This window comes from Acinetobacter sp. 1000160, assembly GCF_000588715.1.
GTDB classification, from domain to species: domain Bacteria; phylum Pseudomonadota; class Gammaproteobacteria; order Pseudomonadales; family Moraxellaceae; genus Acinetobacter; species Acinetobacter courvalinii.
Genome location: NZ_JFWP02000002.1, coordinates 113,748 through 139,332 on the forward strand (window position 1 = coordinate 113,748; position 25,585 = coordinate 139,332).

At 43.1% G+C, this 25,585-nt stretch carries 24 protein-coding genes and 1 tRNA gene; 14 read left to right on the plus strand and 11 right to left on the minus strand.

What is annotated here, in order from left to right; genetic code table 11:
- Positions 1-103 precede the first annotated feature (103 nt).
- On the plus strand, positions 104-979 hold the full coding sequence (tsf, locus tag J699_RS14350; protein ID WP_005287814.1) for a translation elongation factor Ts: 876 nt from the start codon (positions 104-106) through the stop codon (positions 977-979).
- A 102-nt stretch (positions 980-1,081) separates the two neighbouring features.
- Here tsf and J699_RS14345 read toward each other — a convergent pair whose 3' ends face one another.
- The 3 genes from J699_RS14345 to J699_RS14340 all read right to left on the minus strand — a co-directional run bounded on the left by J699_RS14345 (position 1,082) and on the right by J699_RS14340 (position 2,973).
- The gene (locus J699_RS14345; RefSeq protein WP_032866401.1) at positions 1,082-1,558 is read right to left on the minus strand and encodes a copper resistance protein NlpE; all 477 of its coding nucleotides are present in this window, start codon (positions 1,556-1,558) and stop codon (positions 1,082-1,084) included.
- 111 nt (positions 1,559-1,669) lie between these two features.
- Positions 1,670-1,795 (minus strand): type B 50S ribosomal protein L36, encoded by a 126-nt coding sequence (gene ykgO, locus J699_RS19050; protein ID WP_079281770.1) that lies wholly within the window; start codon positions 1,793-1,795, stop codon positions 1,670-1,672.
- Positions 1,796-2,058: 263 nt separating this feature from the next.
- On the minus strand, positions 2,059-2,973 hold the full coding sequence (locus tag J699_RS14340; RefSeq protein ID WP_032882729.1) for a LysR family transcriptional regulator: 915 nt from the start codon (positions 2,971-2,973) through the stop codon (positions 2,059-2,061).
- A gap of 98 nt (positions 2,974-3,071) precedes the next feature.
- Between J699_RS14340 and J699_RS14335 the strand changes: the two genes are divergently transcribed.
- Both J699_RS14335 and J699_RS14330 read left to right on the plus strand, forming a co-directional pair.
- Positions 3,072-4,280: an alpha-hydroxy acid oxidase gene (locus tag J699_RS14335; RefSeq protein ID WP_032866406.1), complete on the plus strand. Its 1,209-nt coding sequence runs from the start codon at positions 3,072-3,074 to the stop codon at positions 4,278-4,280.
- A 115-nt stretch (positions 4,281-4,395) separates the two neighbouring features.
- Positions 4,396-5,709 (plus strand): MFS transporter, encoded by a 1,314-nt coding sequence (locus J699_RS14330; protein WP_005231536.1) that lies wholly within the window; start codon positions 4,396-4,398, stop codon positions 5,707-5,709.
- A 142-nt stretch (positions 5,710-5,851) separates the two neighbouring features.
- Here J699_RS14330 and J699_RS14325 read toward each other — a convergent pair.
- From J699_RS14325 to J699_RS14315, 3 genes are all read right to left on the minus strand, one after another.
- Positions 5,852-5,927, minus strand: a tRNA-Gly gene (locus J699_RS14325).
- Positions 5,928-5,989: 62 nt separating this feature from the next.
- Positions 5,990-7,411, minus strand: coding sequence for a cysteine--tRNA ligase (cysS, locus tag J699_RS14320; protein ID WP_032866409.1), 1,422 nt, complete (start codon positions 7,409-7,411; stop codon positions 5,990-5,992).
- Positions 7,412-7,518: 107 nt separating this feature from the next.
- Entirely contained in the window at positions 7,519-8,925 is a 1,407-nt protein-coding gene (locus J699_RS14315) for a purine-cytosine permease family protein (RefSeq protein WP_032866415.1), read from the minus strand.
- 374 nt (positions 8,926-9,299) lie between these two features.
- Between J699_RS14315 and J699_RS14310 the strand changes: the two genes are divergently transcribed.
- The 11 genes from J699_RS14310 (at position 9,300) to J699_RS14260 (ending at position 20,121) form a co-directional block, all read left to right on the plus strand.
- The gene (locus tag J699_RS14310; protein WP_005287734.1) at positions 9,300-10,277 is read left to right on the plus strand and encodes a KpsF/GutQ family sugar-phosphate isomerase; all 978 of its coding nucleotides are present in this window, start codon (positions 9,300-9,302) and stop codon (positions 10,275-10,277) included.
- 3 nt (positions 10,278-10,280) lie between these two features.
- Entirely contained in the window at positions 10,281-10,820 is a 540-nt protein-coding gene (locus tag J699_RS14305) for a KdsC family phosphatase (protein WP_032866418.1), read from the plus strand.
- Positions 10,821-10,859: 39 nt separating this feature from the next.
- Complete coding sequence (gene lptC / locus J699_RS14300) at positions 10,860-11,408, plus strand: LPS export ABC transporter periplasmic protein LptC (RefSeq protein WP_032866421.1); 549 nt, start codon at positions 10,860-10,862, stop codon at positions 11,406-11,408.
- Positions 11,392-11,940, plus strand: coding sequence for a lipopolysaccharide transport periplasmic protein LptA (lptA, locus tag J699_RS14295; RefSeq protein WP_005231525.1), 549 nt, complete (start codon positions 11,392-11,394; stop codon positions 11,938-11,940). The genes lptC and lptA overlap by 17 nt, the downstream gene beginning before the upstream one ends.
- The gene (lptB, locus tag J699_RS14290; RefSeq protein WP_032866424.1) at positions 11,940-12,686 is read left to right on the plus strand and encodes an LPS export ABC transporter ATP-binding protein; all 747 of its coding nucleotides are present in this window, start codon (positions 11,940-11,942) and stop codon (positions 12,684-12,686) included. Before lptA ends, lptB begins: the two co-directional genes overlap by 1 nt.
- A 346-nt stretch (positions 12,687-13,032) precedes the next feature.
- Positions 13,033-14,523: a TolC family outer membrane protein gene (locus J699_RS14285; protein WP_005231524.1), complete on the plus strand. Its 1,491-nt coding sequence runs from the start codon at positions 13,033-13,035 to the stop codon at positions 14,521-14,523.
- Positions 14,523-16,646 carry a type I secretion system permease/ATPase gene (locus tag J699_RS14280; protein WP_032868162.1) on the plus strand — a complete coding sequence of 708 codons (2,124 nt, stop codon included), beginning with the start codon at positions 14,523-14,525 and terminating at the stop codon, positions 16,644-16,646. The genes J699_RS14285 and J699_RS14280 overlap by 1 nt, the downstream gene beginning before the upstream one ends.
- Positions 16,647-16,670: 24 nt before the next feature.
- Positions 16,671-17,861 carry an HlyD family type I secretion periplasmic adaptor subunit gene (locus J699_RS14275; protein WP_005231522.1) on the plus strand — a complete coding sequence of 397 codons (1,191 nt, stop codon included), beginning with the start codon at positions 16,671-16,673 and terminating at the stop codon, positions 17,859-17,861.
- A 94-nt stretch (positions 17,862-17,955) separates the two neighbouring features.
- Positions 17,956-18,555, plus strand: coding sequence for an IMPACT family protein (locus tag J699_RS14270; protein WP_005231521.1), 600 nt, complete (start codon positions 17,956-17,958; stop codon positions 18,553-18,555).
- Positions 18,548-19,162 carry an acyltransferase gene (locus J699_RS14265; RefSeq protein ID WP_032866427.1) on the plus strand — a complete coding sequence of 205 codons (615 nt, stop codon included), beginning with the start codon at positions 18,548-18,550 and terminating at the stop codon, positions 19,160-19,162. The genes J699_RS14270 and J699_RS14265 overlap by 8 nt, the downstream gene beginning before the upstream one ends.
- A gap of 116 nt (positions 19,163-19,278) precedes the next feature.
- A complete protein-coding gene (locus tag J699_RS14260; protein WP_005231519.1) occupies positions 19,279-20,121 on the plus strand; it encodes a universal stress protein in 843 nt (280 codons plus the stop codon).
- 119 nt (positions 20,122-20,240) lie between these two features.
- Here J699_RS14260 and J699_RS14255 read toward each other — a convergent pair whose 3' ends face one another.
- The 5 genes from J699_RS14255 to mutS form a co-directional block, all read right to left on the minus strand.
- A complete protein-coding gene (locus J699_RS14255) occupies positions 20,241-20,909 on the minus strand; it encodes an O-methyltransferase (protein WP_032866429.1) in 669 nt (222 codons plus the stop codon).
- 137 nt (positions 20,910-21,046) lie between these two features.
- The gene (locus J699_RS14250) at positions 21,047-21,760 is read right to left on the minus strand and encodes a D-Ala-D-Ala carboxypeptidase family metallohydrolase (RefSeq protein ID WP_005231517.1); all 714 of its coding nucleotides are present in this window, start codon (positions 21,758-21,760) and stop codon (positions 21,047-21,049) included.
- Between the two features lie 126 nt (positions 21,761-21,886).
- Positions 21,887-22,216, minus strand: coding sequence for a ferredoxin FdxA (gene fdxA, locus J699_RS0218415; protein ID WP_004652744.1), 330 nt, complete (start codon positions 22,214-22,216; stop codon positions 21,887-21,889).
- A 167-nt stretch (positions 22,217-22,383) separates the two neighbouring features.
- On the minus strand, positions 22,384-22,551 hold the full coding sequence (locus J699_RS19315) for a hypothetical protein (protein ID WP_032866431.1): 168 nt from the start codon (positions 22,549-22,551) through the stop codon (positions 22,384-22,386).
- Between the two features lie 138 nt (positions 22,552-22,689).
- Complete coding sequence (gene mutS, locus J699_RS14240; protein ID WP_032866433.1) at positions 22,690-25,347, minus strand: DNA mismatch repair protein MutS; 2,658 nt, start codon at positions 25,345-25,347, stop codon at positions 22,690-22,692.
- Positions 25,348-25,585 lie beyond the last annotated feature (238 nt).

Genomic DNA, 25,585 nt, shown 5'->3' on the forward strand with positions numbered 1-25,585 from the left:
GTAATGGTGGCAAATTAAAGCGTCGAGATTGCAAACGGCCCAGAGATTCTTTGGGCCGTTTTTGTTGAACAGATTTATTTTCTACCGATTTTAGGAGAACAACATGACTGCAATTACTGCAAGCATGGTAAAAGAATTACGTGACCGTACTGGTCTTGCAATGATGGAATGCAAAAAAGCATTAACAGAAGCTGGTGGTGACGTCGAACTTGCGATTGACAACCTTCGTAAATCAGGTCAAGCAAAAGCTGCTAAAAAAGCAGGTAACATTGCAGCTGATGGCGCGATCACAATCATCCAGGAAGGCAACAAAGCGATTCTTGTTGAAGTTAACTGTCAAACTGACTTCGTTGCAAAAGACGAAAACTTCAAAAACTTCTCTGATAAAGTTGCTGCTGCTGCACTTGCTGCAAACGAAACTGATGCTGCGAAAATTGCTGAACTTAAACTTGAAGACGGTTCAACTGTAGAAGAAGCGCGTGTTGCACTTGTTCAAAAAATCGGTGAAAACATTCAGGTTCGTCGTGCTCAAATCGTTGAAGGCGAAAACTTGGCTGTTTACAAGCACGGTTTAAAAATCGGTGTTGTTGTTTCTTACACAGGTGATGCTGACACTGGTAAAGGTATTGCAATGCACGTTGCTGCGTTCAACCCAGTTGCGGTAAATGCAGAAGCTGTTCCAGCTGACTTGATCGCTAAAGAGAAAGAAATTGCTGAAGCGAAAGCATTAGAATCTGGTAAACCAGCGAACATCGTTGAGAAAATGGTAACTGGTTCAGTTGAAAAATACTTGAACGAAGTTGCTCTTGATCGTCAAATGTATGTTATCGACAATGACAAGAAAGTTGCTGATGTATTGAAAGCGACTGGTACTGTTGTCGCTCAATTCGTTCGTTTCGAAGTGGGTGAAGGTATTGAGAAGAAAGCTGAAATGAGCTTTGCAGAAGAAGTTGCCGCTGCTCAGGCTGCTGCGAAGTAATTTGTATCTTCTAAAAAAAACCCGGTCATTTTGACTGGGTTTTTTTATTGTCTATTAAAAAGCCCACTTCATCAAATGGGCATTTTTAATATTATTTAAGGCTTATTCAGCTTCTTTTTTTAGCTCGTATTTGCTTGCCAATTCACCTGTAATTTCTTTACCTTCGGTATCTAAAGCTTTCAGGTAACCTTCAGCAACGAAATATTTACGGCCATCACCGGCTTTATCCAATGTGATGACTGAGGTATTTTTGCTATCAAAGGTGAAGCTACCTTTGCTTTCGAAGGCTTTACCATCACCTTTGCCTAAATATTTTTCTTTTAATTCATAAGTCTTATCTAGATTTAGTTCGAGCTCAGTCTCAATACCTTCGCAGTCAGCGCATGGAAGGACACCTTTATAAGTACCATTCCAGTCGAGTGAGTTTTCCGCTGTGTGCGCACTGTCAACAGCTTCATGCGTTGTTTCTGTTGTGGTTGCAGCTGGAGGGGTTTGCTCGTCAGTTTTTGGTGTTTCTGCCTTGTTACACGCTACAAGGAAAACCGATGCTAGAGAAATGGCAATAATTGATTTTTTCATCTTGGATAGAACCTTATTGGAAAGTATTGATATCCAAGTTATTAGATTTTAAAAAGAAATGGAAGTAAGGGAATGTAAGGGTTGTTTAACCTTTGGTAAAGCAAGACAAGCTTAACCTTGTCTTACCTTGAAGCGTGGATTTGATTTGCAGATCACAAATAACTTGCCACGACGCTTTACAAGCTGGCAATCAGCACTACGACGTTTGGCACTTTTAAGGGATGAGCAGACTTTCATTGTGGTTCTCTATATTTAATGTAATGTTATAATATTACATTTGATTTGTGTTGTAAAGTTGATCTCATTGTCGAAAGTCTAAATAAAGGGAGCTTGGAAATAAAAAGCCCTTATCGTTTAATACGGGCTTTTTGAATTTAGAGCAAGCGATGAACTCGCGTCCCCAAGTTTGGCAAGGGGACTAGCTATTTTTAAATTGCTATAGATAAATTGATAGAGCCTCTATATTGAATTCTTATCCATAATTTGGAGGCGAACAGGTGTTATAAAATATCATTCGGTCTTAGCGAAAAATTGATGTGTTCACGTACTAATATTTGCATGGTTGGAATAATATTTCGAATATCGCCACGTCTCCACTGAAAGGCATAATGCAGTGAGGGGAGTGGAGGATGACTTTCAAGTTGAATCAGTGTGGAATCTGCACCATTTTCCATCCAGCCTTGGGGTAAAAAACCAATCCCAACACCTTCTCGAATCATGCCGGCAACAGCACTCCAGTTATTACAGGTAATACGTTTAATTTCATGAATATTCTGGCTTAATAGCCAGTCATCCAGAATACGGGTTGTTCCCGCACCGGCGGGGAGTGTAACCAGTGTATGTTGAGTTAATAGACTGATTAAATCTTGGGGTGAGCCCTGATCGAGTAAAGACTCGGCGATCATCCATACAAAATCAGCTTTGGTAATAGACTGAGAGAGAATACTGCTTTTAGAAGCCCGGCCCGCCATGATGGCAAAATCGAGTTCTCCTGCATCTAATTTCTGTTCAAGCACTGCACCTACATCTACATAGGGTTCTAAATGTAATAGGGGATGCTGTTTCTGGGCAATGGCAATAAATTTAGGTAACCAGGTCAGTGCAGATAATTCGCCCACACCAAACTTCAATCTTCCATTCAAGCCTTTGTGTTGATTCGTAAAGGTGGTTTGTAGGGTGATGACGGCTTCAAGCACATTACTGGCCATGCTTAAAAGACGCTCTCCATCCTCAGTTAAAACCGCTCGATGGCCACGTCGATCAAACAGTTGATGATCTAAAATACACTCTAATTCATGAATTCTTTGAGATAACGATGAAACAGAGATATGCAGGCGTTGTGCTGCGATTGCAAAATTATCACATGTCGCAGCCCAGTAAAAAGCTTCCAGTTGCTTGATGGTCGGAGATGACATTGTTCGATTTTTCCGAATAACCTTGTTTAAATAATATCGCTTTTCTTTATGTTGTTCTATCACTATAAAGTAGATAGTGGAATATGGATGAGCGATGTATGGACGTAAATAAGCAAAATATTCAGGCAGGAGCGATGCCTTCTAAGCACCAGCCTAAAATTCTGGACGATATTTTATGTTTACAAGATTTTGAGGCAAAAGCACGTCGAAAACTGCCTCGACCGATCTTTGGTTATATTGCTGGCGCGGCAGAAGATAATACGAGCCTGCAGGATAATCGTATAGTTTTTAAAGATTATCGTTTTATCACGCAGGTCTTGACAGATGTTTCTCGGCGAGATCAAAAAGTAGAACTGTTTGGAAAGACCTATCATGCTCCGTTTGGCATCGCACCCATGGGCTTAAATGCATTGTCAACTTATCGGGGAGATGTGGTGTTAGCACGGGCTGCACAGGCTGCCAATATTGTTTCAATTATGAGTGGTTCATCCTTGATTCCGTTGGAAACTGTAGCAAAAGCTGCACCAGATACATGGTTTCAAGCTTATCTTCCCGGGGATACCGCACGTATTTTGGCCTTGCTGGAGCGGGTAAAGCATGCAGGTTTTCAGACCTTGGTGATCACGGTGGATATCCCTGTTTCTGCCAATCGTGAAAATAATGTGCGTACAGGTTTTTCGACGCCTCTGCGCCCAAGTTTACGTTTGGCTTGGGATGGGCTGACCCGGCTTTCCTGGTTATTTGGGACTTTCTGCCGGACATTGATGCAGCATGGAATGCCTCATTTTGAAAACTCCTTTGCGACAAGAGGTGCGCCGATCTTATCTGCAAATGTGCTTCGTGATTTTTCTGCCAGAGATCATTTGAACTGGGAACATTTCAAGCAGATCCGTGAGTATTGGCAAGGACATTTAGTGATTAAAGGCGTGCTCAGTGTTAAAGATGCCCGTCTTGCCAAAGACATGGGGGCAGATGGCATCATTTTATCTAATCACGGTGGTCGTCAGCTGGATGGTGCCACTTCACCGATGCGAATTTTACCAGATGTGGTTCAGGCATTAGGTTCCGATTATCCGGTCATGATTGATAGTGGTTTCAGACGGGGATCAGATGTGCTCAAAGCCATCGCATTAGGAGCAAAGATGGTCTTCGTTGGACGACCTTTTAATTATGCAGCTGCTGTGGCAGGGGATGCGGGAGTTGAGCATGCGATTAACCTGTTACGTGATGAAGTCGATCGCAATATGGCAATGTTAGGTGTTAATCGTTGTGATGAGCTGAATCCCGATATGCTTATCCATTGTTGATCTCCAGATTAGCGCGTCTTTTTATTTTTTAATTATCCGCTTGAATGATGACCTGTCTTATAGATGGAAACTATAGGCGATAGGGGTCATGTGCCTTAAATAAAGGATTATCAATATGCAAAATGTTTATGAAACAGAACAAGAAAAAGCCAAACGTCTGAAGAAAGTGGCCACAGCGACCATTGTGGGTTCAATGTTGGAATGGTACGACTTCTACTTATATGCCACGATGGCCTCTATTGTTTTTAGTAAAGTTTTTTTTGATAAATCTGATCCGAGTACAGCAGCAATCGCGGCCTTTGCAACCTTTGCAATCGGATTTATTGCCCGACCATTTGGCGGTATATTTTTTGGTTTTTTTGGCGATCGTTATGGTCGTAAGAAAATGCTTTACATTACCTTTTTGCTTATGGGTTTATGTACCGTTTTTATCGGTTTAATTCCCAGTTATGACACGATCGGGATTTGGGCGCCGATCCTGTTGGTTTTTTTCCGGATTATTCAGGGGCTTGGTGCAGGAGCTGAGTTTGCCGGAGCGGCAATTACCTCCTATGAGCATGCATCAGATGAAAAACGTGGTCGTCAGGGCGCCTGGCCAGCATTGGGTCTGAATTTAGGCTTATTATTATCCTCACTCACTATTTTCCTACTCACTTTAAACGGGGATGAGTTTTTATTAAATGGCGGTTGGCGTATTCCATTTTTACTCAGCTTTGTATTGGTACTTGTCGGGATTTGGGTCAGAAAAAATTTACCTGAAACGCCAGATTTTGAACAAAAAATTAATGATGATTCAGAAATTAGAACTGAAAATCCTTTTAAAAGTTTACTGAAGGCGAATCTAAAAGGCATCTTGGTGGTTTTGATTGTCGCAATTGGATATAACGCGCTCAGCTATATTTTTAAAACCTTCTCATTGGCTTATTTGACACAGTTTAAAGGGGTAACAGCCCATGTTACCTCCTTGTCGATTACCATTGCCAGTTTGGTTGCCATTGTTACTGTGCCATTGTTTGGGTGGCTATGCGATTACTGGAGTAGTAAAAAAGTTCTGATCTTAGGTGGGCTTTTATCACTATTATTTGCATATCCATTTATGAAACTACTGGAGACAGGTCAGGATATCTTTATTTATGTGGCAATTGCGATAGGAACCGGTATTTTGGCGCCCATGATGTTTGCTTCGCAGAGCTCATTTTTATGCCGACAATTTTCAGTGGAGAACCGCTCTACCGGCGTGAGTTCTAGCCGGGAAATTGGTACGGCTATTGCGGGTGGATTGGCCCCATTAGGTGCGTTGAGCATGGTTGCAGCATCGCCAACACATTCAACAGCCAGTGTTATCATGATTTTAATTACGGCAGCAGTCTTTGTTGTGGTTGCCGCGTTATGTGATCAGGGTTACCGGTTCTCTAAACATAAAAATTAATATCTATGCTCTAGGCACTGTTGAAATCCGGATTTCAATAGTATTGGATCAAAAGTATGTATACATGGTTGGTTATGGGGGCTGGGCATTTAAATATATCAATAAAAAAGCCCTTATCTTTCGATAAGGGCTTTTTTGAATTTGGAGCGGGAAACGAGACTCGAACTCGCGACCCCAACCTTGGCAAGGTTATGCTCTACCAACTGAGCTATTCCCGCAATAGGACGCATTATAGAGAGTTTCATTCAAGTGTCAACTCTCTATAATGCTAAGTGTTGAATTAATCAGCACGTCGCCAGATTGTACCTTGGCGTGTATCTTCCAAAACTACACCCTGATCAAGTAAAGACTGGCGAATACCATCAGCTTTGGCAAAGTCTTTGGCTTTTTTCGCATCAACTCGTTGCTGAATGAAGTCTTCAATATCAGCATCAGAGAGGCTTAAGGCTTCCTGACCAATATCCGATTTCAGGAACTCATCTACATCATGTTGAACCAGACCCAGAATATGAGTTAAATGACGCAGGGTAGAGTAAAGAGCCGTTGCCTGCTCCGCTTGCTCTTCTTTCACCGCACGGTTGAGTTCTTTATTGAGTTCAAATAGCACCGCCATGGCTTCAGCAGTATTGAAATCATCGCACATTGCATTGTTAAAGCGTTCAACAAAGTTTTGTTCTAAAGTCTCAATCGTTTTTTGACCATAGACTTGCTGATAGGCTTTGAAAGAATGATAGAAACGGCTGAGCGCGGTTTTTGCTTCTTTTAAGGCCACATCAGAAAAGTTAACTGGACTGCGATAATGCGACGACACAATGAAGTAGCGAATCACTTCCGGATGAAACTTCTCCATCACATCGCGGATGGTAAAGAAGTTGCCTAAAGACTTAGACATTTTCTCGCCATCGACATTGATGAAACCGACATGCATCCAGTAATTGACATATTGTTCGCCAGTTGAGGCTTCACTTTGTGCGATTTCATTTTCATGATGTGGGAACATCAGATCTGAACCACCACCATGAATATCGAAATGATTGCCTAGGCAGCAAGTCGACATTGCAGAACATTCAATATGCCAGCCTGGACGGCCATTACCCCAAGGTGAAGCCCATGCAGGTTCATTTTCTTTGGCATGTTTCCACAGCACAAAGTCAAAGGGATGTTTCTTTTCCACTTCGACATCAACGCGTTCAGATGCACCCGCTTGCATGTCGTCCAGTTTACGGCCAGATAGACGACCGTATTTATCGAATTTGCTGACTTCAAAATAAACATCGCCATTACTGGAAGGGTAAGCAGCACCTTTATCCACCAAGGTGTTAATCATGCTTTGCATCTGATCAATATATTCAGTTGCTTTGGGTGCTTCATCTGGTGCCGCACAGCCCAGGTTGGCTGCATCTTCATTCATGGCATCGATAAAACGTGCGGTGAGCTGTTGAATGCTTTCACCATTTTCATTGGCACGTGCAATGATCTTGTCATCAATGTCGGTAATGTTGCGAATATAGCGAACTTTCCAGCCTTGGCTACGTAAGAAGCGAATGATGTAGTCAAATGCAACCATAACCCGAGCGTGCCCGATATGACAGTAATCGTAAACCGTCATACCACAGACATACATATCGATTTGACCTTCTTTGCGTGGGACAAATTCAACTTTTTTACGTTGCTCAGAGTTATATAGAACAAAAGGTTGCATAAGGGTTTTCAAACACTCTACAAAAATCGTTATTCATCATAACGTATGCACCATATTTCATAAAGTTATCAGCAGAAAAAAGATGGCTTTAGTTTGCAATATTTTCTTTATTCAAAACGGATTTGACGGGGCGTTCGAAGTTGGGCCTTTTTGGCAAAATAATAGTAGATCATAGCAGTTGCCAAGATACCCACCAGCCAGGAGATATCGACACCACCTAGCATAGTCGCGATGCTACCCGTATAAACCTTGCTGTCAATAAAGGGGAGTTGTAATAACACGCCCATGACATAACAGCCAATGCCGATTCGATTCCAGTGACCATATTTTCCATCGGGGTCGTAGAGTGCCGCAACATCACATTGTTCTTTAGAGATGAAATAGTAGTCTACAAGGTTGATTGCGCTCCATGGAATGAAAAAGGTGAGCAAGAACAGAATGAATGCTTTAAAGGTATTTAAAAAAGTATGTTCACCCAGAATTGCGATGATGGTAGAAATGGCAACCATAGCCAGTACCACACCTAAACGGGTCATTCTTGAAATGTGATATTCAGGTTTGAAACTATTCCAAATGGTTGCAATACACATAAAACAACCATAAGCATTCAGGGTGGACAGGGTCACTTTACCAAAGGCAATACTGAAATAGAGGAAAGTAATGATCAGTGCGGCTGCATTCATCCCCACGACATATTGCACTTCATTTCCAACAAAGCCACCTTGTGAGATTTGTGCAATCAATACACCTAAGGTCATGGAGATTTGCGAACTGAGCAGCGAACCTAGGCCAACAGCCAGAAAGACACGGCTGGAGGAGGGGTTTGAGGGTAGATATCTTGAATAGTCAGCGACATAAGGGCCAAATGAGATTTGCCATGAGGCCGAAAGGGAAATCGCGAGTAAAAATGAGGACCAGCTAAATTTTTGAACAGCAATTAACTCTGAAATGTTTGAATGAGTTAAAATTTGAGTCAAAATAATGACAAAGGCAATTAGCCCGATAATACTTGCAACTTTTCCAACCCAGTGAATTAAACGATAGCCAATGGTGGCAAAGATCACAATAAAGACCGCATAGATTAAAATCCCGGTGCTATTGCTGACATGAATAAGTTGCGCAATCGCTTTACCTGCAAGGACTTCACCCGTGGCTGTAAAACCGATATACATGAGGCAAACCAACAGGATTGGAATGCAGGCACCATATACACCAAATTGAACACGGCTTGAGATCATTTGTGGAAGGCCGAGTTTAGGACCTTGAGCTGCATGCAATGCCATCACGATGGCACCGAAGCACTGTCCAATCAACAAACCGATAATCGACCAGAAAACATCTCCACCAAGAACCACAGCCAAAGCACCGGTAACGATTGCCGTGATTTGTAAATTGGCGCCGAACCATAAAGTGAATTGCCCAAAAACACTGCCATGTCTTTCTTGTTCGGGAATGAAATCAATACTGCGGTTTTCAATAAATTGATGTTTTTCTCTCTCATCCAATGAGCTCATTTTTATACGCCTTATCCCTGGAGCATTGATTGTCACTAAAAATACATGCAGTATTAAAATACGATCATGTATATATTGATATGAATATGTATATACAACTAGGTTTATATGTGAGCAATTTTATTTGTGTTAAAAAAGGTAAATTCCAGATTTTTGATTTAGCCAAGGTTTCTATATAGATGCATAAGGCTGAATTTTTAAATTGAATAGCACAAGGCAAGGCAAGAACGCTGCTAGAAGTCTCTCCATTTTTCATGAAAACTTATACATTTAGAAACGTGCAGAATTCACAGTTATGTTAGAATCGCCTTCATTCTTTTGATTAAAATCATCTGCCGATTGGTAGATAGAGTATTATTTTGAGTCAAACTCATATGTCACACGCCATAAATTTCCAGAAAAGCGCACTCGAAACCCTGCGTATTGAACAGCAAGCGATTGAAGTGCTTGCCACCCAGATTAATCAACATTTTGATCGTGCATGTGAAATATTATTGCAATGCCAAGGTCGTGTGGTCATCACGGGGATGGGGAAATCGGGTCATATCGGTCGTAAAATGGCAGCTACATTTGCATCGACAGGTACACCTTCATTTTTTATGCATCCAGGTGAAGCGGGGCATGGCGATCTGGGCATGCTGGTGCGTGGCGATGTACTTATTGCGATTTCAAACTCGGGCAAGAGTGATGAAATCATGATGTTGATGCCATTGATCAAGCATTTAGGTGTGCCATTAATCACGATTAGTCGTGATGATAAAGGGCCAATGCCACAAAATGCGGATGTGGCATTAACACTGGGTGCTGCTGACGAAGCGTGCCCTCTCGGATTGGCGCCAACCTCAAGTACAACTGCAACATTAGTGCTTGGTGATGCTTTGGCGGTTGCGTTACTGGAAGCACGTGGCTTTACCGCAGATGACTTTGCGCGTTCGCACCCGGCAGGCGCATTGGGGAAACGTTTGCTGTTGCATGTGAAGCATTTGATGCATACAGGTTCAGAATTACCCAAGGTACGTCCTGATACACCGATGAACAAGGTGCTCTATGAAATCTCGGATAAACGTCTTGGTTTAACCACGATTGTTGATGAGCATGACACCTTATTGGGTATTTTCACTGATGGTGACTTACGTCGCATGATTGACCAGCAACAAGGTTTTGATGTCAATCTAGCGGTTTCTGAAGTGATGACTAAAAATCCGTTCACCATTTCTCAAGAAGCCCGTGCGGTGGAAGCATTAGAAAAAATGCATGAGAGAAAAATTAACCAGTTTGTAGTGGTGGATGACAGCAAAAAAGTGATTGGTGTGATCAGTATGCATGACCTTATTCAGGCGGGAGTAAACTAAGCCATGGCATCTTATGCTTTACAAGAACAAGCACGTCATTTACAGGCACTTGTGCTTGATGTGGATGGAATCTTAAGCGATGGCTTTGTGACCTTAACCAATTCGGGTGATGAAATTAAGTCATTTGATATTCGTGATGGTCTGGGGATGAAACTGGTCCAGCAAGCGGGTATGAAGGTGATTATTATCACGGGCCGGAAAAGCCATATCGTTCAAAAACGCATGTCTGACCTTGGAGTCGATCTGGTTTATCAGGGACGTGAAGATAAGGGCATGGCCTTACGTGAAGCATGCGCCCAACTCGGTTTATTGCCTGAAGACTGCATCTATATGGGTGATGACTGGCCGGATTTATCTGCATTTGCAATTGCCGGAATGAAAGTCACTGTTCCGAATGGTCATGAGGAAGTGCGTCGTCGTGCCAATCTGGTGACACAGGCGATGGGCGGTCGTGGGGCTGTCCGGGAAGTCTGTGATATGTTGTTGATGGCAAAAGGTGTTTACCAAGAACTGCTTGAAAAATATCTTGCGGTACCACATTAATATAGTGTTGATTTGCTCAAAGGTTAGGTAACCCAGTTTATGGATACCAAAGTTTTATATGTTGTTGCTGTTGCAGTCGCTGCGGTGAGCGGTGGCTATTATTATTACAGTGGCAAGGCAAAAAAGCTGGATGTTGATTCAGCCAAGAATATGACCTATTCCGCACAGGGTGTTCACTTAACACAAACTGATGAGCAGGGTAATTTATATATTCGTGCTGAAGTGAAACAGTTGCAACAGAATATGCAACTGAAAACCTCTCGGCTTGATCAACTGAATGCAGTGATGTACAAACAGGGCAAAGCAGACGCAACCTTTTACGCCAAACAGGCAAATGGCTATGATGACAACACTAAAGTTGTCTTGCTTGGTAATGTCGTTGCGACGAAATTGTCCGATCAGGGTAAAATGGAGTTTCATACCGATGAGCTCACGGGTTACCCGAAAACAAGAGAACTTGAAACACAACATCAGGTCACGGTTCAATCACCGACTGCCGAGTTTGTGAGTCAAGGTCTCAAGGCTAATATGAATAATGGTCAATATGAATTTTACAAAATTCGAGGAAAGTATGCGCCAAGCTCTTAATTCTAAATCTCGTCTCACTTTCCTAAAACAAGTCGGCTGTGTGGCTGTGGTTGCATTATCTGCAAGCACCAGCTTTGCCTTGCCTTCAGACCGCAATCAACAGCTTTCACTGGTTGCGGATCGCGCAACCTATAACGATAAGTCTGGTGTAACCACCTATACCGGTAATGTGGTGATCGAGCAGGGCACCATGAAACTGCAAGCAGATTCACTGGTGGCTAACCTGAATAGCAAGAAAGAAATTCAAACCATTACGGCAAAGGGACGACCTGCAAAGTTCCAGCAACAAATGGATGCCAACAAAGGTCTGGCACGTGGTGAAGCGCAAAATATCGTATATAACGCAGATACCGGGATTATTACGCTAACAGGTAATGCTTACCTGTATCAGGATGGATCAAGTATCCGTGGTAATAGCCTGAAATATAGTATGAATAAAGGCGATGTCGAGGCGCAGGGCTCATCGAGTAACCGTGTACAAATCATTATTCCACCATCAAGCTCTAAAAGCTTCCCAGGGGCACGTGATTAATGGAACAGGCAGTGCAACAACCCCAGACTTTATGTATTAAGCATTTAGCGAAAAACTATAGTAAACGTTGGGTGGTCAAAGATGTATCTTTTACCATGCAAAGTGGGCAGATCGTGGGTCTGCTTGGCCCGAATGGTGCAGGTAAAACCACCAGCTTCTATATGGTTGTTGGCCTTGTTCGGATGGATAAAGGCGAGATTCATTTAGATGACCTCGACATGTCTGACCTTGCGATGCATGAACGTGCGCGTAAAGGCATCGGCTATTTACCGCAAGAAGCTTCCATTTTCAGGAAATTAACCATTTCTGAAAATATTATGGCGATTTTAGAAACGCGTAAAGATTTGAACAAACAGCAACGCCAGCAACGTCTGAACGAATTGTTAAGTGATTTTAAAATTAACCATATTAAAGATTCACTGGGTATGAGTGTGTCTGGTGGTGAACGCCGTCGTGCTGAAATTGCCCGTGCTTTGGCCGCAGATCCGAAGTTCATGCTGCTGGATGAACCGTTTGCCGGGGTCGATCCGATCTCTGTAGGTGATATTAAAGATATTATCCAGACGCTGAAAGATCGTGGTATCGGGGTGCTCATTACCGATCATAACGTGCGTGAAACGCTGGCGATTTGTGAAAAAGCCTATATCGTTAGTGAAGGTTCAGTCATTGCGGAGGGAACACCGCAAGAAATTCTGGACAATGAACAGGTACGTAAAGTCTATTTAGGTGATGATTTCGTCGTTTAACCTCGAATCAACTGTGTATGTGAAGAAAGAACCGAAAGGTTCTTTTTTTATGGCTGCATATAAATCAGATTGCTCAATCCCAACTCATTTAGTGGGGAATAGCGAGAATTTTATTCTAATTAGCTGATAAATATTTATTTTATTTTTTTAATTAGTTTGGCATATTTTATAAAAATGAGAACTGTTTTACAAAAATAAACACTTATAAATGTGTGAAAACGTGTTTAGAACATAGTGTTTTATGTAAAAAAATGATTAAAATGAAAATGCTGAAATGATAACAATACGAAAAAATATGAACTTAAAGAACGATATAAAAGTGAATAATGGATCATGGAAAAGAAGTATGAGTTTTAAGTGGTTACTTTATGCAGCAACGCTATCTGTACCAATGACACATGCAACCACACCAAGTGAACAGTATCACACTTTAAAGAACAATTTGTCTCGACTGTTTGTTCCGCAAAGTAGTGATGAGTTTAAAGTTGCGCAAATGCAAAAGTTGAGCAACTTCTCGGTCGATTCCTCACTAGGCAATGATTTACCTGTTGTTGGATCAGGACGTCCACAAGAGACGGCGGTCGCAAATGCATTTTGGCAGAATCAGCGTAAGGTATTGAGAGATGCCGTGCAGGTAGCGGTACAGCGTAATCCGGATATTGCACAAGGAATCGCGGCACTGGCATCGCAAAATGCCAATATCGACGTGGCAAAATCAGGCTACTATCCACAGATTGGCGGTGGTGTCAGCACAGGAGATCTGGGGAAGAAAAGTACACGTGGACAGCAGTTACTGACCTTGAGTGCAACCCAGATGCTTTATGATTTCGGCAAGGTTAAATCGGGTGTCAATGTAGAAAAAGCCAAGGTGTTGGTTGGACAGGCCAATGTGCTGGTCAAAATTGACGATATCTCCTTGGATGTGGCACAAACTATTATCAATATTCAGCGTTATCAGACGCTTATCCGGATTGCCAATCAGCAGATTGCTGGGATTAAGCGAATTCAGGAAATGGCCAATCTGCGTGCCAATGCCGGGATCAGTAGTCAGGCTGACCCGATCCAGGCCCAGTCTTATTTACAATCTGCACAGTCGGCGATGATTGCCCAGCAATCTTTACTCAGTCAGTACCAGCAACATCTTTATACCTTGCTTGGTTTTGATACCCGTAACGTGCAATGGACCATTCCTGACGATTTTGTAAAACAATCAGATTTATACGCAACACCACAGTTCAATACCATTCCACAAATGATTGCTGCACAGGCGGGCATTGAAGTGGCGCGTAATCAAAAATTACAGACACAGGTGAGTAATTATCCGACACTATCGGTAAAAGGAGAACTGAGTCAGGCTTTACACGGACGCAACCCGGGAAATGATAAAGAAGGCGGCTTTGATAGCGCCATCATGCTGGAAGCCAGTAGCCAGTTCTACCAAGGGGGAGCGACTTCTTCCAGAACACGCGCCGCCAGTTATGCTGAAGAGGCAGCAAGAGCGCAAGTGAATGCGGTTTATCTCAAGGTGCTGGACCAGATCCGTACCAGTCGTGAACAGATTGAAAATAAACAACGCCAGATGCAGGTTTTGGCAGGACAACAAGCAACAACAATACGTACAAGAGAACTTTATCAAGAACAATATAAATTGGGAACACGGACTCTAGTCGATTTGCTCAATGCTGAACAAGCGATTCATAGTGCGAACTCAGAGGCTGAAACAGCACGTTATGATATTTACAGCAGCATTGCACAATACATTGCTGCGACAGGACGTTCTCGTCAGGCCTATGACCTCAATAATTTAAATATACAAGGGTTTGAGGTACAACCATGATTACTACAAAAATAAATTATCAGCCATGGTTACAGGCAATATTAACCATCGCCAAACATTACCGGATTGAACCATCTGAAGAACGGATTCGCTTACAACTGGACTGGAACCAGAACCAGAACCTGGATGAGGTTTTGATCCTGATCAGTCGGCAGATTGGCCTGAACTTACGCAAAGTTGCCTTTAGCAATGACGTGATTAACCCTTGGCGCCTACCGGTACTGGTCGAACTGGCCGACGGGCAGGTTGGTGTGATTGATAAGGCGGATGGTACCGGACATGTCAGCATTCAGCTCAGTGGTGATCAGGGCCTGTCACAGAAATTTGCCGTCGGCGCGCTAAGACACATCATTAAGAATGTCTATGTACTGCGTCCTGAACAGTCGGTTCCTGATGCGCGTGTTGATGAATATATCAAGCCTTATCAACCGAGCTGGTTCTGGTCGATTGCCTTACAAGACTGGAAGCGCTATATCGATATCATGCTGGCATCGATGATTGCCAACATTCTGGCATTGGCGACCATTATTTTCTCCATGCAGGTCTATGATCGGGTCGTTCCTTCACAATCCATTCCGACGCTGTGGGTGCTGGCAGCTGGCGTACTTATCGCCGCAATTTTTGAATTTGTGCTGCGTCTTTCACGTATTTACATTTCAGACATTATTGGAAAACGTGCCGATTTACGAGTGTCTGACCGTGTATTTGGTCATGCACTGCGCATCAAAAATAGTGAGCGCTCTAAATCTACCGGTACTTTTATTTCCCAGATTCGGGAGCTGGAGGGTGTACGAGAGCTGGTCACTTCGACCACAATGGGCGCGATTGCAGATTTACCATTTTTCTTCTTATTTCTGGTTATTTTTGCGCTGATTGGCGGAAATTTATTTTGGGTCATGCTACTGGTCGTACCTTTAATGATTTTGCCTGCAATCTTGGCACAAAAGAAACTGGCGCAACTGGCACAAGAAGGGATGCGCGAATCCTCTATCCGCAATGCGATTCTGGTTGAAGCCGTGCAAGGTATTGAAGATATCAAACTATTACGTGCAGAGTCGCGTTTCCAGAACCAGTGGAACCACATGAATGAAGTGTCTGCCGATATTAGTATGCAGCAACGTAAAATTGTGGGGGTACTTACGGCATGGACACAAAAGATTCAGGGTCTGACCTATGCCGCGGTAATTCTGGTGGGCTGTTTTGCGGTGATGAAAGGGGATATGACGACGGGTGCACTGGTGGCCTGTTCGATTTTGTCTTCGCGTATGCTGGCACCGATTTCGCAAATCACCGGGATTCTCGGGCGTTTACAACAAGCTAAAGTAGCGAAAAAAGGTCTGGATGAATTAATGAAAAAGCCGGTGGATCAGGCAGATCAGGCTCATCTGGTACATAAAGAAGTGCTACATGGCGACTATGAGCTGAAGAAAGTCGTATTCCAATATTCCGAAGATGATCCACGTCCAAGTCTGTCTATTCCTCATTTGAAGATTCGTGCTGGTGAGCGTATTGCCATTCTTGGGCGTAATGGTGCAGGCAAATCAACACTGCTCCAGATTTTATCTGCCATGCAATTTCCAAATGCAGGCTCAGTTCATTTAGATGATCTGGATATTAGCCTGATTGACCCGTCAGATGTCCGTCGTGATATGGGCTTACTCAATCAGAATGCACATTTATTCTATGGCACGATCCGTGAAAACCTGACGTTAGGGGCACCATTGGCACGCGATGAAGACATTTTAAAAGCACTGAAAGTAACGGGTGCATTGAGCTTTGTGCATGAGAAGAAAGAAGGACTGGATCATCTGGTGTTAGAAGGTGGGGTCGGTTTTTCCGGAGGGCAAAGACAAGCGTTATTGTTAGCACGTCTATTGATTCGCCAACCGAACATTCTATTGCTGGATGAGCCAACGGCAGCCATTGATGATGTGGCCGAGAAGCAGCTGATTGACCATTTAAGAAGCTGGCTGGGTTATCGGACTTTGGTGGTAGCAACCCATCGCCGTGCCGTTCTGGAACTAGTGGACCGGATTATTGTCATGAATGAAGGCAAGATCGTGATGGATGGGCCAGTGGAACAAGTCTTACAACAATCAGCAATAAAACAAAAAATAGTTTAATACTTAGAGCATAGAGGCAAATTTATGAGTGAAGAACAAAAAACGGGTAGTCGTCCGATGAATGTAACTTACAAGGAACCTAAGTTACCTCGTTCGACACTCGTTGTTTGGATGATTGGGATTGGTTTACTTGTACTCTTGATCTGGGCATGGTTGTTTAATTTAGAAGAAGTTTCTACGGGGACTGGTAAAGTTATTCCATCTTCAAAAGAGCAGATCATTCAGTCACTTGAAGGGGGCATTCTAACCAAGCTTGATGTAAATGAAGGGGATGTGGTGGAAAAGGGGCAGATTCTGGCTCAACTTGATCCGACACGGTTGGCGTCGAATGTGGGCGAGTCGCAGTCTTTACTGATTTCGGCACAGGCCACCGCAGCGCGTTTACGTGCCGAAGTGAATGGCACGCCACTGACCTTTCCTGAGGAAGTCAAGAAAAGTCCTAAGCTGGTTCAAGAGGAAACCGCACTTTATTATTCGCGCCGTGAGAATCTGGAGCAATCCATCGCAGGTTATGAACAGGCGGCCAAGCTGGTACGACAAGAACTGGCCATGACCGAGCCATTAGTGGCCAAAGGTGCAGCCAGTGAAGTTGAGGTATTGCGTTTAAAACGTGAAGCCAATGACTTGAATAATAAGATCAATGACACGCGTAACGAATATTATGTCAAAGCGCGAGAGGAACTTTCCAAGGCCAATACTGATATTCAGACCCAACAACAGGTGGTGAATGGACGTGCTGACAGCTTGCAACGTGCGGTATTTAAAGCACCAGTACGTGGTGTGGTCAAAGAAATTGATGTCACGACTTTAGGTGGGGTGATTCCACAAAACGGTAAATTGATGACCATTGTGCCGCTGGAAGATAAATTGTTGATCGAAGCACGTATTTCACCGCGAGATATTGCTTTTATTCGTCCAGGTCAAGAGGCACTGGTAAAGATTACGGCCTATGATTATTCGATTTACGGTGGTCTGGATGGCAAGGTTACCATCATCTCTCCAGATACTATTCGTGATGAAGTCAAGCAGGATCAGTTTTATTATCGTGTTTATATCCGTACAGATTCGGATCGCCTCTATAACAAGGCGGGTAAGGCCTTCAGTATTACCCCGGGTATGGTGGCGACAGTGGATATTCGTACCGGTCAAAAAACCATTATGGATTATCTGTTGAAACCGTTTAATAAAGCCAAGGAAGCATTACGCGAACGCTAAGGGATGCGGATTGAGAAAACCTCGCTTCAGGCGAGGTTTTTTATTTGCCAGTGAAGCAGCTATAATCTGTTTTTCAGTTTTTATCTTGTTTTTTATGCCATTTACCATTGCCAGTACGGTAACTTTTGAAGAAGACATTAAAAAAAGTCGTTTCCAGGCGATTGCGGCTGTTGTTGAAAATGAACAGCAGGTTAAAGATTTTCTGGAACAGTACAAAGATACTTCAACCACACATCAATGCTGGGCATGGAAAATTGGGCATCATGTCCGTTTTAATGATGACGGCGAACCTTCGGGTACGGCAGGGCGCCCAATACTTGCAACCATTGAAGGGAATGAACTCACCAATGTGATTGTACTGGTCAATCGCTGGTATGGCGGTATAAAACTGGGGACGGGTGGTTTGGTACGCGCCTATGGCGGTTGCGCAGGCCAGTGCTTATTGTTAGCAGAAAAAATTGAACTGATTGAAAAGAAAGAAATACGTTTTGCATGTCTGTTCAATGAATGGGCCATTATGCAGTATGAATTGATGCAGCAACAGATTGAGTATCAGGAAGCTTATACCGATACCGGTGTTACGGTTCAGGCGCGACTGCAAGTGCATCAGCTTGAGCCATTAAGGTTAAAACTCCAAGATGTCACTAGAGGTCGAGAGCAATTGGTATTGGTTGAGGAGCAAGACAATGAATGATCCTTTATTAAAATACCGAGAGCAGCATAAACAGCGCCTTAATTATATGCCGTGGCTGTATTGGACACTCAAGCCGAAACATCGTGAATGGGCAGAAGCATGGCAAGCTGAATATCAGGCCTATCTTATGGAGATGGAGACGGTGGAAATCGGTAAGAACTGCTTCATTTCTCCATTGGCACATATTTTTGCTGAACGCGGTCGTAAGATTTCAATTGGAGATAATACTTTTATTGCAGCGGATTGTACCTTGCATGGCCCATTAGAGATCGGCAATGAAGTCGCGATTAACCATCACAGTATTCTGGATGGGGGACGTGCAGGGATCAAATTACATGATCAGGTTAGAATCGCAGCCTATAGTCATTTATATGCCTTTGATCATGGTATGGAAATGGATCGTGCCATTTACCAACAGCCTGTTAGCTCTAAAGGAATTGAAGTTGGACGTGATGTCTGGCTCGGCGCACATGTGGGCATCAAGGACGGGATTAAAATCGGAGATCATGCGGTAGTCGGCATGAACAGTATGGTCACTAAAAATGTAGACGATTACGCAATTGTGGCAGGGAATCCAGCAAAAATAATCCGTTATCGTAATGAATAAAGGTTTATTAAAAAGCATCTGAGATTCGATACATAAATTTAACCTTCCTCACTTTTATCTATGTTAAGTTAAAAACAAGTAGAAGACCTAAGGTATGTACCTAAAGAGAGGCGAAAATGAACCGTGTAATTGCATGTATCGATTCTTCACCCTGCATTGATGCTGTGGCTGAAGCGGCCGTATGGGTAGCTAAACAGACACAAAGAGAATTGGTACTGTTGCAAATTCTGGACTATTACCCAGCGAGCTATCATTTAGGTGAAATCAGTGGGGTAATTGGTTTTGAAAGTAATGCCATGTTACTGAAAGAACTGGCTGAGCTCGAACAAAAACAAAGTGAGCTGGCCCTGGATTATAGTAATAATTTACTAAAACATATCTCGGAGCTGATCGAGAAACAGTATGGTCTGACCAGTACCAAGATTCAGGAAAAAGGTGATTTTCTTGAACAAAGTTTTAACCTGCTTGATGAAAACGATATCGTGATTATTGGTCGGGTGGGTGAGCGCGCTGCTGAGAAAAACAAACCGATTGGAAGTAATGTTGAAAACTTTATCCGTGGCGCAAACTGTACCGTCATTACGGTAGGCGAGCATTTCCAGCCACCAAAACGGTTTATTTTTGCCTATGAATATTCCCCAACTTGCCAGAAAATGCTGCAACGGATTGCAAAAAGTGATCTGTTGAAACTGTTGCAATGTCATCTGCTTTACGTCGGTGATCATCCAGAGATGCTGGCAGAGCCTGAGAAGTACTTAACCGATGCCGGTTTAGAGGTGGTATCGGTGTACCGTTATGGTGATGTTGCGCAAAATATTCTTGAATATCAAAAGGAACACGATATTCAGCTGATTGTACTCGGGGCATTTAGCCATAGTAAAATTCATCAGTTCTTTCTGGGAAGTATTACCACTACGATCTTCCGGAATGCCAATGTGCCGTTACTTGTCGCTAAGTGATTCATTTCTTTCCATATAGTTATCCGCAATTCCTGTGGATAACTGTATGGAAAAGCATAAGAGATAAATATAATTGGTTGATATTACACAACTAAATTAAATAGGTTGTTTTTTAATCTCTATTTTACGATGGCAATTGCAAAGCCATCATGACCTTTTGAGCCGACCGTTTGTAAGGCGGTGCAAGATAAAAGCTGAGGATGGCCTTTCAACGCCGTGAATGCCTCACGAATCCCTTCAATACTCGGCTTCTTGTTATTCGGATCCAGAATATCCCCGGCACGAATCACGTTATCCAGCACGATAATGGTGCCCGAATGAGCCAGTTTTAAACTTAATTCAAAATACTCAGGATAACTTTGCTTGTCCGCGTCAATAAAAATCAAATCAAAGGGTTGGCTGCCTTCAGCAATCAACTGATTCATGATATCTGCACCACGGCCTTTTTTTAGCTCGATGGTGGTGGGCATATTGGCAAAATCAATATTTTCCTGTGCGATAACAACATGGGTATCGCGTCCTTCAACAGTGAGCAGATAACCATCTTCCGGTAATGCCTTGGCGAGCCAAATGGTACTGTAGGCCCCAAAGGTGCCTAATTCCAATACACGTTTGCATTGGTTCATCTGGATCAGCATCTGCAAAAACATGCCTTGATTAGGTGCAACAGCCAAATGATTAGAAAAACCCTGGGTATCGGTATTGTCTAATGCATGTTGAAGTCTTGGGTCTGTGGGAATTAAATGTGAATTGATATAGTCATCAATCTCGGTCCACATCTGTTGCATAATCAAGTTTACCTATGAATCTGTTAGCTGCATTTTAAACGTTTATGACCAGAGTGCAATTTGATTGCTCAATTAATCTGGTGTAATGAAATAAAAAAGAGATCAATTTGATCTCTTTTTAAGTGGATATAGGTTTGTTAGAAATTACACATCGAGCTATTACGGGTCAGGTCAGGGCCCCAGGTGCGGTAGCCTTGTGTATCAATATGAATCTGTCCGGAACTATATAAACCAACGCCGATGTCCAGACTTTGTCCATGCTGTGCCCAGAACTGGCATAACTTGAATTTAGTCTGTTCAATAAAGGCATAGTCTTGAGGCTGCGGATATTCAGGCCCGATGCGGAAATCAATAGCCGAGTTAAACAGATGTTTGGATGAACCTGCGCCGCCAGCACACTGGTTCAATGGTAAATCGCGATAAACCGAGGTAACTTCAAAATCCGTTAAGACTTTTGCTGCGACCAGATATTTAAAGACACGTAAGGTTGGCAGGGCATTTCCCCATAACTCACGGTTTGGCACCATATATTCAGAACGGCCACATTTCTGCCAGTCGCGTGCCGTCCGTAACAATTCAAAACTTGGCACAATATGCGCAACATTATTACGCGCTAAAAACTGTTCATATTCGCGGACACGTGCATAATTGTCGCCTTGACCGAGCCATTGGCGATAGGAGGCAGGTTCGACTTTATTAGGAACAGGGCGGGTAAAAGTAACTTGTTCTTGAGGAATATAAATTCTTTTACCTTGGTTTTGATTGACTTTCGGGGTTGAACTCGAGCAACCCACCATCATCACAGGGATGACAAATAATGATAATAGACCCTGTAATTTATTTCGAATCATAAAAAGCGCAGTTCATAATCGATAGGCGTATTATTTTAATGCAAAATGGCGCCTGAATAATGAGGTAATTGCAAAGAAATGTGTGATTAAAGTATAAAAAAGACCAGTAAAACTGGCCTTTCTTCATTATTTTTCTAAATATTGCAGCTTGTCTGGCTTGCCATTCCACTCTTCGCGGTCAGCAGGTTGCTCACCGATTTGAGTGATGTTATTGCCCGCCCATTTTTCAGACAATTCGGCATTGAGCTCGATAAAGACTTCTTGGCCTTCTGGTAACTCATCTTCCGAGAAAATCGCATTTGCCGGACATTCAGGTTCACATAGTGCACAGTCAATACACTCATCCGGATTGATCACCAGGAAGTTAGGACCTTCGTAGAAGCAGTCTACTGGACAAACTTCCACACAATCTTGATATTTACATTTAATACAATTTTCGGTGACAACAAAGGTCATGGCGGCAGCTACCTAAAAATATGGTTTTCATTTTGAATAGCGTATTTTAGGCAAAAAATACCGATAGAAACAATTCCTTTTATTGATATTTATTATTCGTATCAATGAAATGGACTTATTTATATGACTTTTGTTGATAATAAGTCTCAACTACAGCCGTAATTCGCTTATTTATGCTTTTTCTTGAGACCGCCGCCGTCTTGCTTATTCACTGTTGCCCAGGCAATCCGTTCAGCCTCTTCCTGAGAGCGGCCTTGGTCTAGCTCGCTTTCTTCAATATGTTTGGCTTGTCGTTTCTGTTTTGCAGTATAGGCAGTTTTATCACCACGAGACATGACATGTTCCTCCATAGACTGATAGATCTGAATTAGAAATAACATGATCAGATCAGGCAATGGGTGAGGGATTGTTTGTTTAAACGGTATCTGTGTAAATCAGCTCTAGTACAAACACCAGAGCTGATTGGGGCACAGTTAACTTTCAAGTGTCTGACTGGTTTTGAATAAGGCTTTGAGTTGATAAAGCTGTTCCAGTGCCTGACGTGGTGTCAGGTCATCGACATCAATATTTTGTAACAACTCTAAGGCTGGTGATTTTGCTTCAACCTCAACAATTTTCTCAATCACCTGCGTTTCGATTTCATGTTCAACAGAACTGAATAAGTCATTCTGGATGCTATTAGGCAAATGTTGATGCTGTTGCTTTTCCAGAATTTTTAAACGTTTCTGGGCTTCCTTGATCACACTTGCGGGAATCCCGGCCAGTTTCGCAACCTGTAAACCATGACTTTGGCTGGCTGGGCCATGCTGGACTTTATGCAGCAAAATCAGATTGCCATTCAGTTCCTGTGCGGTGACATGGTAATTGTCAATGCCTGCTTCACCACCCAGCTCAGTCAACTCAAAATAGTGAGTGGCAAATAGGCATAAGCATTTAACCCTTTTGGTTAAGTCAACCACACAGGCCCAAGCCAGAGAAAGGCCATCATAGGTACTGGTTCCACGACCGACTTCATCCATCAGCACCAAAGACTGGCTGGTGGCATGATGAAGGATCTGTGAGGTTTCGGTCATTTCAACCATAAAGGTCGATTTACCTGTCGATAAATCATCCGCTGAGCCGATACGGGTAAAGATACGGTCAATCGAACCCAGTTTTGCAGCTTTGGCCGGAACAAAACTGCCACAGTAAGCAAGCAGGCTGATCAAGGCGGTCTGACGCATAAAGGTCGATTTACCGCCCATGTTTGGACCGGTAATGATCGCCATACGATGCTGTGGATCAAGGAAAGTATCATTTGGCGTAAACGGGGCTTTATTTAATGCTTCGACCACAGGATGGCGACCAGACTGAATCTTGATGCAGGTTTCAGCGGTAAATTCTGGTCTTGCCCAACTGTTTAATCTGGCCTGATGGGCAAAGTTTGCCAATACATCGATATGTGCAATCGCCGCACTCATCATTTGCAAATGCGCAATATTCTGACGTAATTCATCAAGCAAGGATTCAAATAAAAGCTTTTCACGGGCGAGGGCGCGCGACTCACTTGAAAGCACTTTATCTTCAAAGCCTTTCAGTTCTGGTGTGATGTAACGTTCCGCATTTTTCAGGGTTTGACGACGGATATAATTGGCAGGGGCCTGTTCAGCTTGTGCACGTGTCAATTCGATATAATAGCCGCTAACCCGGTTATAGCCGATTTTCAGGGTATTGATGCCGGTACGTTCACGTTCTTTAATTTCTAAATCAATCAGGAACTGACCTGCATGATCACGAATTTTTCGTAATTCATCCAGTTCATCATCATAGCCTTCAGCAATGACATTGCCGTCACGTAATAGCACTGGTGGATTTTCAACAATCGCTGCCATCAAGTGCTGATGTAGGCTCTTAAAGTCGCCAAGCTCTTGGTCAAGCTGTGTTAGCAGTTTAGATTGCTGGGTTTTTAATACAGGTGCCAAGGCATGACGCAAGAACGGAATCTGTGCACAGGCATGACGGAGTTGTACCAGATCACGGGGACGAGCACTGCCTAAGGCAACACGGCTGAGCACACGTTCAATATCCCCAATTTCTTTCAGTACCAGCCGAACAGGGGCTTCATGAAAGCCTTTTAATAACTGTTCAGTCGCATCAAGACGTGCATCGAGAATGGCTGTGTCACGGATCGGTTGCATCAGCGTTCGGCTCAGCAAACGTCCACCCATCGCGGTTTGGCAATCATTGATGAGCTGAAACAGTGAAGTGCCATGTTCAAATAATGGCTCAATGATCTCCAGATTGCGGCGCGTAATCGGATCAAGTGCAATAAAGTCAGTACTTTGCTCAATCTGGATGGAGCGGATATGCGGTAACGCGGTTTTTTGGGTTTCTTTTGCGTAGTGAATCAGGGCAGCAGCGGCAGCTCTGGCAAGCGGGAATGGGTCAAGTCCAAATCCAGATAAGGTCGATACTGAAAATTGGTCACATAACGTCTTATGCGCATTATTTAAGTTAAAGTCGACATTTGGACGTTTGGCAATCGGGCAGTCCAGATTTTTCTTGATCTGTTCAATAATATTTTGGTCAATCAGATCCTCATCAATCAGGATTTCACTCGGCATCAAACGTGCCAGTTCAATTGCCAGTTGCTCTGGTTTATAGTCTTGCTGCTGGACTTTAAAAATACCAGCACTCAGATCAAGTAAAGCCAGACCGATCTGATTTTGCTGAATGCACAGCGCCACCAGATTTGAAGATTGATAACTGCCCAGCAGGGCATCATCGGTCAAGGTCCCAGGCGTCAAAATACGAACAACTTTACGCTCAACAGGCCCTTTTCCAGTAACCTCACCGACTTGTTCGCATATCGCAACTGTACGGCCAGCTTTGACTAAACGTGCTAGATAACCTTCCGCTGAATGATACGGAACCCCCGCCATCGGAATCGGTTGTCCGCTGGCCTTACCACGATGAGTTAAGGTAATTCCTAACAGTTTGGCGGCCAAGTGAGCATCTTCAAAGAAAAGCTCGTAAAAATCTCCCATACGATAGAACAGCAAAGCATGTTGATAGTCGGTTTTGACTTTAAGGTATTGCTGCATCATTGGTGTATGAGAATCTAGGTCAGCCATGATTTCAGCGCTGTTCATTCGTTTTAAATCCTTGAAACTTAAAAATTAGTTAAATCTGTTCTGGATGGTGAGCGTGATCATTCATCCTCATTATTCTGTGCAAATCTGACCGAATTGCTTAAAAAAGTATAGCTTTTTTATGTCACATGACGTTAAACGCATATGAGGTGAGATTGGATGTGCACATAGCTCATCTTAACAAATCCATGGAAATTCACAAAAAGGATTGCCAAGGGGAATGCAGAAATAAGCAACA

Bases quoted from the DNA above. Each gene is read 5' to 3' on its own strand.
- tsf (WP_005287814.1), top strand. From the start codon at position 104: ATGACTGCAATTACTGCAAGCATGGTAAAAGAATTACGTGACCGTACT.
- J699_RS14345 (WP_032866401.1), bottom strand. From the start codon at position 1,558: ATGAAAAAATCAATTATTGCCATTTCTCTAGCATCGGTTTTCCTTGTA.
- ykgO (WP_079281770.1), bottom strand. From the start codon at position 1,795: ATGAAAGTCTGCTCATCCCTTAAAAGTGCCAAACGTCGTAGTGCTGAT.
- J699_RS14340 (WP_032882729.1), bottom strand. From the start codon at position 2,973: ATGTCATCTCCGACCATCAAGCAACTGGAAGCTTTTTACTGGGCTGCG.
- J699_RS14335 (WP_032866406.1), top strand. From the start codon at position 3,072: ATGGACGTAAATAAGCAAAATATTCAGGCAGGAGCGATGCCTTCTAAG.
- J699_RS14330 (WP_005231536.1), top strand. From the start codon at position 4,396: ATGCAAAATGTTTATGAAACAGAACAAGAAAAAGCCAAACGTCTGAAG.
- cysS (WP_032866409.1), bottom strand. From the start codon at position 7,411: ATGCAACCTTTTGTTCTATATAACTCTGAGCAACGTAAAAAAGTTGAA.
- J699_RS14315 (WP_032866415.1), bottom strand. From the start codon at position 8,925: ATGAGCTCATTGGATGAGAGAGAAAAACATCAATTTATTGAAAACCGC.
- J699_RS14310 (WP_005287734.1), top strand. From the start codon at position 9,300: ATGTCACACGCCATAAATTTCCAGAAAAGCGCACTCGAAACCCTGCGT.
- J699_RS14305 (WP_032866418.1), top strand. From the start codon at position 10,281: ATGGCATCTTATGCTTTACAAGAACAAGCACGTCATTTACAGGCACTT.
- lptC (WP_032866421.1), top strand. From the start codon at position 10,860: ATGGATACCAAAGTTTTATATGTTGTTGCTGTTGCAGTCGCTGCGGTG.
- lptA (WP_005231525.1), top strand. From the start codon at position 11,392: ATGCGCCAAGCTCTTAATTCTAAATCTCGTCTCACTTTCCTAAAACAA.
- lptB (WP_032866424.1), top strand. From the start codon at position 11,940: ATGGAACAGGCAGTGCAACAACCCCAGACTTTATGTATTAAGCATTTA.
- J699_RS14285 (WP_005231524.1), top strand. From the start codon at position 13,033: ATGAGTTTTAAGTGGTTACTTTATGCAGCAACGCTATCTGTACCAATG.
- J699_RS14275 (WP_005231522.1), top strand. From the start codon at position 16,671: ATGAGTGAAGAACAAAAAACGGGTAGTCGTCCGATGAATGTAACTTAC.
- J699_RS14270 (WP_005231521.1), top strand. From the start codon at position 17,956: ATGCCATTTACCATTGCCAGTACGGTAACTTTTGAAGAAGACATTAAA.
- J699_RS14265 (WP_032866427.1), top strand. From the start codon at position 18,548: ATGAATGATCCTTTATTAAAATACCGAGAGCAGCATAAACAGCGCCTT.
- J699_RS14260 (WP_005231519.1), top strand. From the start codon at position 19,279: ATGAACCGTGTAATTGCATGTATCGATTCTTCACCCTGCATTGATGCT.
- J699_RS14255 (WP_032866429.1), bottom strand. From the start codon at position 20,909: ATGCAACAGATGTGGACCGAGATTGATGACTATATCAATTCACATTTA.
- J699_RS14250 (WP_005231517.1), bottom strand. From the start codon at position 21,760: ATGATTCGAAATAAATTACAGGGTCTATTATCATTATTTGTCATCCCT.
- fdxA (WP_004652744.1), bottom strand. From the start codon at position 22,216: ATGACCTTTGTTGTCACCGAAAATTGTATTAAATGTAAATATCAAGAT.
- J699_RS19315 (WP_032866431.1), bottom strand. From the start codon at position 22,551: ATGTCTCGTGGTGATAAAACTGCCTATACTGCAAAACAGAAACGACAA.
- mutS (WP_032866433.1), bottom strand. From the start codon at position 25,347: ATGAACAGCGCTGAAATCATGGCTGACCTAGATTCTCATACACCAATG.